The sequence below is a fragment of the Alloprevotella sp. oral taxon 473 str. F0040 genome, assembly GCF_000318095.2.
In the GTDB taxonomy this organism is placed as follows: domain Bacteria; phylum Bacteroidota; class Bacteroidia; order Bacteroidales; family Bacteroidaceae; genus Alloprevotella.
In genome coordinates this window covers 15,262-24,337 of record NZ_KB290706.1, presented here as the reverse complement: position 1 = coordinate 24,337, position 9,076 = coordinate 15,262, and the positions used below count along the sequence as shown (strand labels likewise).

The window sequence follows — 9,076 nt, the reverse complement described above, 5'->3', positions numbered from 1 at the left end:
TAAATTCTAATCTCTATTCCCCTCTAATGTCTAATCTCTAACGTCTAAGCAGAGCCCGAGCCACGCTTGGCGGGGCGAGCGAAAATGGGTCTGCGACCCTCTAACCTCTAATCTCTAGTACCAACAAATGCCGCGCTGGTCGGTCATTTCGAGGGTCACCTTTGCGCCCGAGAGGATAAGGTCGTAGGTCAAGAAACTCTTTGTGTAAGGTTGTCCGTTGACAGTGACCGACTTGATGTAGCAATTCTCATCGGAAAGTCCTTCGGCAGTGAGGGTAAAAACCTTGCCGTTGTTCAGCGCAATGCGGCTCTCATGCCACAGAGGCGATGTCAGTTCGTAGTGTCCCTGCACAGGATCCACCGGATAAAAGCCCATGGCAGCAAAGGCATACCATGCCGACATCTGACCGCAGTCCTCATTGCCACACAGCCCCTCGGGGCGGTCGGTGTAGAACTTCTGGCACACCTCGCGCGCGAGTTCGGCAGTGCGCCAAGGTTGGCGCGCGGCGTTGTAGAGGAAAATCACGTGATGTCCCGGTTCGTTGCCATGCGCATACTGCCCAATCATGCCCGTGGAGAAGATGGGCAACTCCACGTGCTTCGGAGTTTCGGCAGAGAAAAACTCGTCCAGACGTTGCGCCAAGCCATCCGCACCGCCCATTTTCACCTTCAGTCCCTCCACATCGTGCTATACGCTCATGAGATACTGATAAGCATTGCTCTCGGTGATGTCCTTCGTGTAGGCAAAGGGATCGAAATCCGCCTTGAATGTCCCATCGCTCAGGCGAGGGCGGAAGAAGCCCGTCGCTGTGTCCCACAGGTGAGCATAACTCTGGGCGCGGCGCAGATAGTCGCGATGGAGCACGCTGTCACCGATGTGCTTGCCCCACGCTGCGATGGCAGCATCGTCATAGGCATATTCCAGTGTTTTGCTCAAACTCTCTTCGTGCTTATCGGCAGGCACATAGCCCAACGTGTCGTAGTCGCCCAGCCCGCGATAGCCCCAGCGTTCGGCAGTGGAGCGCAGCAGGCGCGTGAGTTGTTGCGCATCGGCAGGCTTGTAGACTCCGCGCAAGATGGCTTCCACGATGACGGGCACGGAGTGATAACCGATCATCATGTCCGTTTCGCTGGCAAACATGTTCCACACGGGGAGGTGACCTTGGTTTTGCGCTCCCAAGTCCACCATCGACTGCACCATGTCTTTGTTGTCATCGGGTGCAATGAGGTTGTAGAGCGGATGGGCAGCGCGGTAGGTATCCCACAGGGAGAAGGTGCTGTAGTGCTTTTGCCCCTCGAACAACCGATGCACTTGGCGGTCTGCCCCGAGATAACGGCCATCGACGTCGCTATACAAGGTGGGACAGACCTGCGCACGATAGAGCGCGGTGTAGAAGATGCGCCGCTGTGCCGCCGTAGCTTCCTCGAGATGCACACGCTCAAGGCGCGATTCCCACAAAGCACGTGCCTCGCGGTGGTAGCGATCGAAGTCGAAATCTTGGGCTTCTGCGCGATGATTGCCCTTCGCCCCTTGCGCATCCACGCCAGAGAGCGCGGTGGTGAGGACGATTTGGTCGCCAGCCTTCACACGATAGTGGAGTTTCGCCACATAGCCCTGATGGTGCGCGGGTTCGTCTTTGAGGGGAATGCGCTCGATCGTGATGCTGTCGGCAGGTCGTGAGAGGCGGGTGTAGAAGTAGAGTTGCTGATTGCGCGCCCATCCGTCGGAGTGTCGGTAACCTTGGAGTTCGTCGTTCGCCACCACCTCTATCTGGCTGTCGGTACATCGGTCCCAGTTCATCGCCTTGTTGAGATTGAGGGTGATGCAAGCGGAGTCAGAACTTTGGAGGAAGGTGTAGCGTTGCACACCCACTCGCGGCGTGGCAGTGAGTTCCACGCGGATGTTGTAGGGGCGGAGCAGCACGGAGTAGTAGCCGGCGTGCGCCTTTTCTTGGTCGTGACTAAACTTGGCGTGGACACCGAGGGGCGGCTCAGCGGTGAGCACGGGGGCGATGGTGGGCATGAAGGAGATGTCGTACATGTCGCCTGCTCCTGTGCCACTGAGGTGGGTGTGGCTAAATCCGGCAATGGTGCTGTCGGGGTAGTAGTAACCGGCGATGCGGTCCCACCCTGGGATGCCGTTGTCGGGACTGAGCTGCACCATGCCGAAGGGGGTTGCCGCACCAGGATAGGTGTTGCCCACCCAGTCTGTGCCGATCATGGGGTCTACCTCGTGGCTCAATCTCTTGATGCTCTTGAGGGCTGCATCGGTGGTCTTCGCAGAGGGTTGAAGACTGGCAGAGGGTTGTAGACTGAGGGCAGATGCGCCTTCTCTCTTGCCTGATGCTTCGGTCATCTTTGCCAAAGGTTTGCAGGCGGTGGCGATGCAAGTCATTGCAATAAGGCTTGCGAGGACATAGTTTTTGGGCATATCTTTATAGGTTAAATGTAGACGTTAGAGGGTCGCAGACCCTTTCTGCTCGCCACGAAGTGGCTCGGTTCTTCTGAGGGCTAGTTCTTCTAGGGGTTCTAGCCCAACCGCGCAGCCCTCTAACCTCTAAGCAGAGCCCGAGCCCCGCTTGGCGTGGTGAGCGAAAAAGGGTCGATGACCCTCTAACGCCTAACCTCTAACGTCTAATAACTTTGCCTTTGACGATATGGAGTCCGGGTTGTGAGGGCGAGATGCGTCGTCCGGAGAGATCGTAGTGCGGAGCATCGTCGGAGGGAGCGGAAGGAGCGAGGGGCACGACGGCAGTGGGCACCACAGTGAGGAGCTTTTGCACATCCGCATTGAGAATCTCTTGAGTCTCGTTGTCGATGAGGAGACCCACCACGCGGAGGTTCTCAGGTTTCATCACACTTCCGGGGAGGAAGAGATGAAACGTCTGGCTCACCGGCACACCGCGGCGCATCTCCGTGGGGAGGATGCCCACCTGTTCAGCTTGGATACCCACTGGATAAATTTTTCGCGCCACATCATCATAGAGGGTCGATACTTGATAGGGCTTTTTCACCCACGGATGGTCAGCACCTTCCAATTCTGGACGGTTAGAGAAATAGTTTGTTTGATTGTAAGGTCCCACCTTGTCTTCCACGAGGACATACTGGATGCGCAAATTCGTTTTGGTATTATCAAATCCGAGTATTGAGGTGAGGGTGATGTCGTAGTCGAAAGTATCGGTTTTCGTCACCTTCGTCTCCATCTTGTAGGGCGTTTTCTTGGGTTGTTGTTGGAGGACGTTGCGCGTGTTGTAGAACGACATGTCTACCTTCTTCTTGCGATTAACCCATCCTGCGGGTAATCCCTCAAATCCAAGGAAGCGATAGTCCTCCACCGCCATCTTTTCTATGGTGTATCCCTGTGATCTGTGCACAGCAATGACCACGAATGGCACATTTTTGAGTTCTTTGTGCAGGCGTTCGATAGTGACGATGCCTCTCGGGCAGAAGCCGCACCATGTGCCGGTGCCTTCTTCGATGACCTGCACACGAGGATAGAGCACATAGTCCTTGGGATATGCGTGCGTTTCGACCGTGCCCTCTGGGGGCGTTGCTGTTGCCGCTGTGCTACCTTGTGCTGCGGCAGTGCCACCCATGATGGCGGCAAATAATAGTGAGAAGATTCTAGACATGAATTAGACGTTAGAGATTAGACTTTAGACGTTAGAGGGTCGCGGACCCTTTTATGCTCGGGGTCGCGGACCCATTTGTGCTCGCCACGGAGTGGCTCGGGCGTTGTAGACGTTAGACGTTAGAAGGCTAGCGCGGTTAGACATCTTCGCCGCAGGGCTCTAACGTCTAATTTCTAACGTCTAGAATGGTTTGCGCCAGTCGCAGCCTTCTTTCCAGCGGGAGCAGCCGTAGGCAGTGTGTCCCTTGATGACTTTGCCTTCGCCACACTCGGGACATTTGCTGCCGGCACGGATGATTTTGCGCTTCGGCTTAGCTTCGCCATTGCTTTCTACGGAAGAAGATGTCGCATTTTCGGGAGAAGATGACGCATTTCCTGCAGGGGAAGAAGGGGCTGAGGGAGAAGATGTACCTTGTTTTGCAGAGGATTTTCCAGCAGAGGAAGCATTTCCAGAAGGTGCAGCAGCCTGCTGCACACGGCGGTTGGTGTTGTCGCACAGCACCGTGTGCACGAGTTCTGAAACCATCTGCTTGAGTTCTGCCATAAACTGCTGCGCACTGTAGGTGTAGTGCTCGATTTGTCGCAACTTATTTTCCCAGATGCCCGTGAGTTCCGCACTCTTGAGGAGTTCCTCTTGGATCAACCCGATGAGAGCCACGCCCGTGGGAGTGGCTTCCAAACTCTTGCGCTGCAGACGGATGTAGCCGCGCTTGTAGAGCGTTTGGATGATGGCAGCACGCGTGGACGGACGTCCGATGCCGTTTTCCTTCATCGCCTCGCGGAGTTCTTCGTCGTCCACATTGCGCCCTGCCGTCTCCATGGCGCGGAGCAGCGTGGCCTCGGTGAAGGGTTTGGGCGGAGTCGTCTCTTTCTGCGTGAGCGTGGGCGTGTGAGGGCCTGTTTCCCCCTTCTGAAAGGGCGGTAAGGTGCGCTCATCGTCCGAGCGTTGCGCCCCAGCATTGCCCGCTTGCGGTGCTGCCCCACCCTCGCCTGCGGCAGGAGCGGAGGAGGAAGAAGCGGCATTCGTTCCACCCTCTCGGGCAGCATTCGCCTTGGGGAAGAGCACGCGCCAACCTTCGTCTACAATCACCTTACCACTGGCGCGGAAGGGGATGCCAGCCGCCTCACCATCGACGGTGGTGGTGGCAAATCGGCAGTCGGGATAGAACACGGCAACGAAGCGTTGCACGATGAGGTCGTAGACATTGCGCTGCACATCGGTGAGCCCTTGTGGCAACACACCTGTGGGGATGATGGCGTGGTGGTCGGTGATTTTGGCGTTGTCAAACACCTTTTTCGACTTGCGCAAGGGAGCATGGCGCAGGGGTTCGAGCCACTGCGTGAGCGGCACTGTGCGCCCCACGTGATAATCGCGGATGCCCTTGAGGATGGCAGGGCAGCGGTCGTACATGTCGTCGGGCAGATAGGTGGTGTCTACACGCGGATAGGTGGTAAATTTGTTTTCGTAGAGCTGCTGGATGAGTTGCAAGGTGAGGTCGGCACCATAGCCATACTTCTTGTTGCACTCCACCTGCAGGCTCGTCAGGTCGAAGAGTCGCGGGGGAGCTTCTGTGCCCTTCTTTTGGGTCACCTTCTGCACGGTGAAGGGCGTGCCTTCGATGGCTTTGAGGGCAGCTTCCGCCTCCTCGCGATTGGTGAATCCTCGTTTGGAGAGCGACTTGTTGGCAGGGGATTTGCCCTCGGCAGCTGGCCCTCCTTCTGCCGCTGTGGAGGGGATTTGTGGAGCATCGCCACTGCTATTTGCAACTCCTTCGCCAGAGATCTCGGAGTTTTCTCCCGAAATCTCGGAACTTTGTGAAGAAATCTCCGTATTTTTTGCGATGCTCTCCGACTTTTTCTGTGCACCATCGGATTTGCCCTCCTCATCGTCTTCCGCATCGAGGCGGGCGGTGAAGGTGACATCGCGATAGATGGTGGAGAGCACCCAATAGGGTTCGGGTTGGAAGTTTTGAATCTCGTGTTGCCGCTCCACAATCATGGCGAGGGTGGGGGTTTGCACGCGCCCGATGGAGAGGGGTTGCGCTCCGCGACGGCGATTGTTGTCGCCATATTTGAGGGTGTAGAGGCGGGTGGCATTCATGCCCAGGAGCCAGTCGCCAATGGCGCGGCAGAGTCCAGCTTCGTAGAGCCCTTGATAGTCGCTTTGGGGGCGCAGACGGGCAAAACCTTCGCGGATGGCTTCTTCGGTCATGGAGGAGATCCAGAGTCGTTCGACAGGACAGGTGGCACCGGCTTTCTGCATGACCCATCGCTGTATGAGTTCTCCCTCCTGCCCGGCATCACCGCAGTTGATGATGCGCTCGGCTTTGGCAAAGAGTTGTTCGATGACGTTGAACTGTTCTTCCACGCCTTCTTTGAGTCGTATGCCGAATCGCTCGGGCACCATGGGGAGGGCTGCGAGCGACCAGGCTTTCCAGTAGGGGGAATACTCCTCGGGATTCTTGAGTTCGCAGAGGTGGCCAAAAGTCCACGTGACTTGATATCCGTTGCCTTCGTAGTAACCAGCATTGCGCCCCACCCTGTGGTGGTGCGTTGCGCCGATGATTTTGGCGATGTCGGCGGCTACAGAGGGTTTCTCAGCGATGCAAACTATCATTGTTTAGACGTTAGGGGTCACAGACCCTTTTATGCTCGGGGTCGCAGACCCATTTTCGCTCGCCACGGAGTGGCTCGGGCAGATGAGACGAATTAGATGTTAGAAATTAGACGTTAGAGATTAGACATTTCGCCGCAGGGCTCTAACGTATAATTTCTAATCTCTATTTTAATAGCACCACCCATTTCCCTTTTCTATCGGATCCTTCTCGCACAATCATCTGATAGTCTATTAGTAAAGATAGATCTCGGGAGATGGTCGGCACAGAAACTCTAAGCTCCAAAGCTAATTGTTTTTTGGAGAGGCTTGGGTTTTGTATGAGCAGTTGAAGCATCTTTGCCAATCTCTGTTTTACTATATCACTTACTGTATCACTTACTGTATCATTTACTATATCACTTACTGTATCATTTACTGTATCATTTACTATATCATTTATCGTATCATTTACTGTATCACTTACTGTATCATAATGGATAAAATCAGAATGACACGGAATGCGAATCAAGAAAAAACTTCTATCTTGATCGGTCTCAATGATGGCTTTAGGCGATCCATTACGTTTTAACTCATCTTGGATAGTGGGAATCCCTGTGGCGCGTCCCTCAGAGAGCTTCAATTCCTTAAGAAAATCGCCTAATCGTCTATTGCGATAGCGACGTGCTTGTAGATACTGAGCAGAATTAAGGGCATCTGCAGATATACTACGGTCTGGACCTGAGTAACTTAATATAGAAATTTCGTGAGGTTGTACACAGATTTCTACAGCTTCATACTCTTGGTAGTCGCGATGATAGAGGGCATTGACCACAGCTTCCTCCAAAGCCTGATAGGGATAATTAAAAAAACGAATAGACTCTGCTTGCCCTTTGGGTTTTATTATTCTCTCTTTGATGATGTTTGTGCGGAGATAATCGAGAGTAGCCCTTATCATCGTGGGCACAGAACCCGTGATAGATGGCACTTCTATCATATTATTGGGATTTTGAAGCACTCCTTCGGGAAACATCACGATGTCCACTTGAGTATAGGGAAAATACTTCCGCGGATCTTCACAAAACATCATTGCTGCTACGTTCTTCAATCGTCTATTTTCAGAAGAACCACTCCACAAATCAAGTTGCTCGAGTGTTACGCTCAAATCTTGTTTGAGCACCACATCCACCAGTTTGCTCCCTACGCGCTGAAGATAATCTTGCACCAAGAGAAGCGAGATGTCTTTGAGGGCTATTTCCTTGTTCGAACGCTCATCAAAGGGCAATCTATTGCTCATTTCTCTCAATTCATTCAACACTTCTCCCTTCGCTTCTATCGTGCTACTTCCTGAACGAATGTAAGTTGTAGAGGGTGACTTATCACTCACCACACTACTTCTCACCTCGTAAGGGCGCATATCCCCTGCTGGCACCCAAATGACCAAAAGTTTCTTCCCATCTACTTCTTCTATGGACGTGCGGGGCAAGTAGAAAGGACTAATTTTGTGATTATATCCCACCATCGACTTTAGGATGCGGTCTAGAGATTCATCTGGCACTCCACAAATGGGACGTTTGACCATGCCATTCTCTTCTTCTACCCCAACAAGAATATATCCCCCACCTATATTGTCGAAATCATTGGCAAAGGCACAGATGCTTTGATAGATTTTCGGAGCGTTCCAACCTTGCTTAAACTCTATGCGATTGCTCTCTATCCGCTGATTGCTAAGTAGTGCTTCTATGTCGATGTGAAGTGCCATAATTATTTTAATTACTTGAATTTAGACATGAGAGAGGGTAGACGTTAGACATTAGACGTTAGAGGGCTAGCGCGATTGGACGAATCTAGAAACTAAAGAGTCGAAGTTAGAAAGTTAGCATGGACGCACATCGCCGCAGGGCTCTAACGTCTAATTTCTAACGTCTTATCTGCCTCTCTTTTCGCCCAATCGAGGTGGTGGGTGGCAACGATGACGAGTTTGTGTTCGTGGTGTGCCAACTGGTGGAGGAGGGAAAAAACCTCTTCTGTGGCTTGGAAATCGAGGAAATTGGTGGGTTCGTCGAGGAGGAGGATGGGCGTGTCTTGCGCCAAAGCTCGGGCAAGCATCACGCGCTGTCGCTGACCATCGGAGAGGGTGTACATCTTGCGCGAAGCCAGATGGGCAATGCCGCACCGCTCGAGGGCGATGTCCACCAAAGGATCCGAGTGTCCTGCCCGCCATGCCGTAGAGGCATGGGGCAGACGACCCAGTTGCACCACTTCTTGCACCGTGAGGGGTGGCATTTCAGTGGTGGTGGGCAGCACGATGCTCATCCAGCACGCTCGCTGAGGCGGCGCAAGTTGGCAGAAATCGATGTCCACCTCCTCTTGCGCCGTCGGGCTGCTGCTCAGTGCTTCCGAATGTTGCGCCTCACTCGGCTGGAGATTGCGCTCGAGGGCGAGAGTGCCAGAGCGCGGAGTGGGCGCAAGGAGCTGAGCTCTTGTTGTTTTTATCATCACCTGTCCTGCGAGGGAAGGCAGCAGTCCAGCAAGGGTTTGGAGGAGGGTGGATTTCCCACTTCCATTGCGCCCGATGACGGCCACCAACTGTCCCGACTCTAGGGTGAGGGTGAGGGGTGGCATCAGCGGCACACCGTGGTGGCCGAAGGATAGGGCGTTAAGAGTGAACTGCATAGTTTTGCAAAGGTAAGCATTTATTTCTAATTAAAGGGTAGACGTTAGAAAGCTAGCGCAGTTGGACTGTTTTAGACGTTAGAGATTAGAGCTGTGCGGAGAAAAGCCCAATCGCGCTAGCCCGAGCCACTTGTGGCGAGCATAAAAGGGTCTGCGACCCTCTAACGTCTAATGTCT

Annotated in this window: 4 protein-coding genes and 1 pseudogene; all 5 read right to left on the bottom strand. The window is 53.7% G+C overall.

Annotated elements, in window-relative coordinates:
• Positions 1-114: 114 nt before the first annotated feature.
• The 5 genes and pseudogenes from HMPREF9999_RS01215 to HMPREF9999_RS01195 all read right to left on the bottom strand — a co-directional run bounded on the left by HMPREF9999_RS01215 (position 115) and on the right by HMPREF9999_RS01195 (position 8,899).
• Positions 115-2,355, bottom strand: a pseudogene (locus HMPREF9999_RS01215) (GH92 family glycosyl hydrolase).
• A gap of 271 nt (positions 2,356-2,626) precedes the next feature.
• The gene (locus tag HMPREF9999_RS01210; protein WP_009436400.1) at positions 2,627-3,631 is read right to left on the bottom strand and encodes an Omp28-related outer membrane protein; all 1,005 of its coding nucleotides are present in this window, start codon (positions 3,629-3,631) and stop codon (positions 2,627-2,629) included.
• Between the two features lie 180 nt (positions 3,632-3,811).
• Positions 3,812-6,247: a DNA topoisomerase gene (locus HMPREF9999_RS01205; RefSeq protein ID WP_009436399.1), complete on the bottom strand. Its 2,436-nt coding sequence runs from the start codon at positions 6,245-6,247 to the stop codon at positions 3,812-3,814.
• A gap of 163 nt (positions 6,248-6,410) precedes the next feature.
• Complete coding sequence (locus tag HMPREF9999_RS01200; RefSeq protein ID WP_009436398.1) at positions 6,411-7,985, bottom strand: RNA-binding domain-containing protein; 1,575 nt, start codon at positions 7,983-7,985, stop codon at positions 6,411-6,413.
• Positions 7,986-8,128: 143 nt separating this feature from the next.
• Positions 8,129-8,899: an ABC transporter ATP-binding protein gene (locus tag HMPREF9999_RS01195; RefSeq protein ID WP_009436397.1), complete on the bottom strand. Its 771-nt coding sequence runs from the start codon at positions 8,897-8,899 to the stop codon at positions 8,129-8,131.
• Positions 8,900-9,076 lie beyond the last annotated feature (177 nt).

Coding starts and splice junctions, on each gene's coding strand:
- HMPREF9999_RS01195 (WP_009436397.1), bottom strand. CDS start 8,899: ATGCAGTTCACTCTTAACGCCCTATCCTTCGGCCACCACGGTGTGCCG.
- HMPREF9999_RS01205 (WP_009436399.1), bottom strand. CDS start 6,247: ATGATAGTTTGCATCGCTGAGAAACCCTCTGTAGCCGCCGACATCGCC.
- HMPREF9999_RS01200 (WP_009436398.1), bottom strand. CDS start 7,985: ATGGCACTTCACATCGACATAGAAGCACTACTTAGCAATCAGCGGATA.
- HMPREF9999_RS01210 (WP_009436400.1), bottom strand. CDS start 3,631: ATGTCTAGAATCTTCTCACTATTATTTGCCGCCATCATGGGTGGCACT.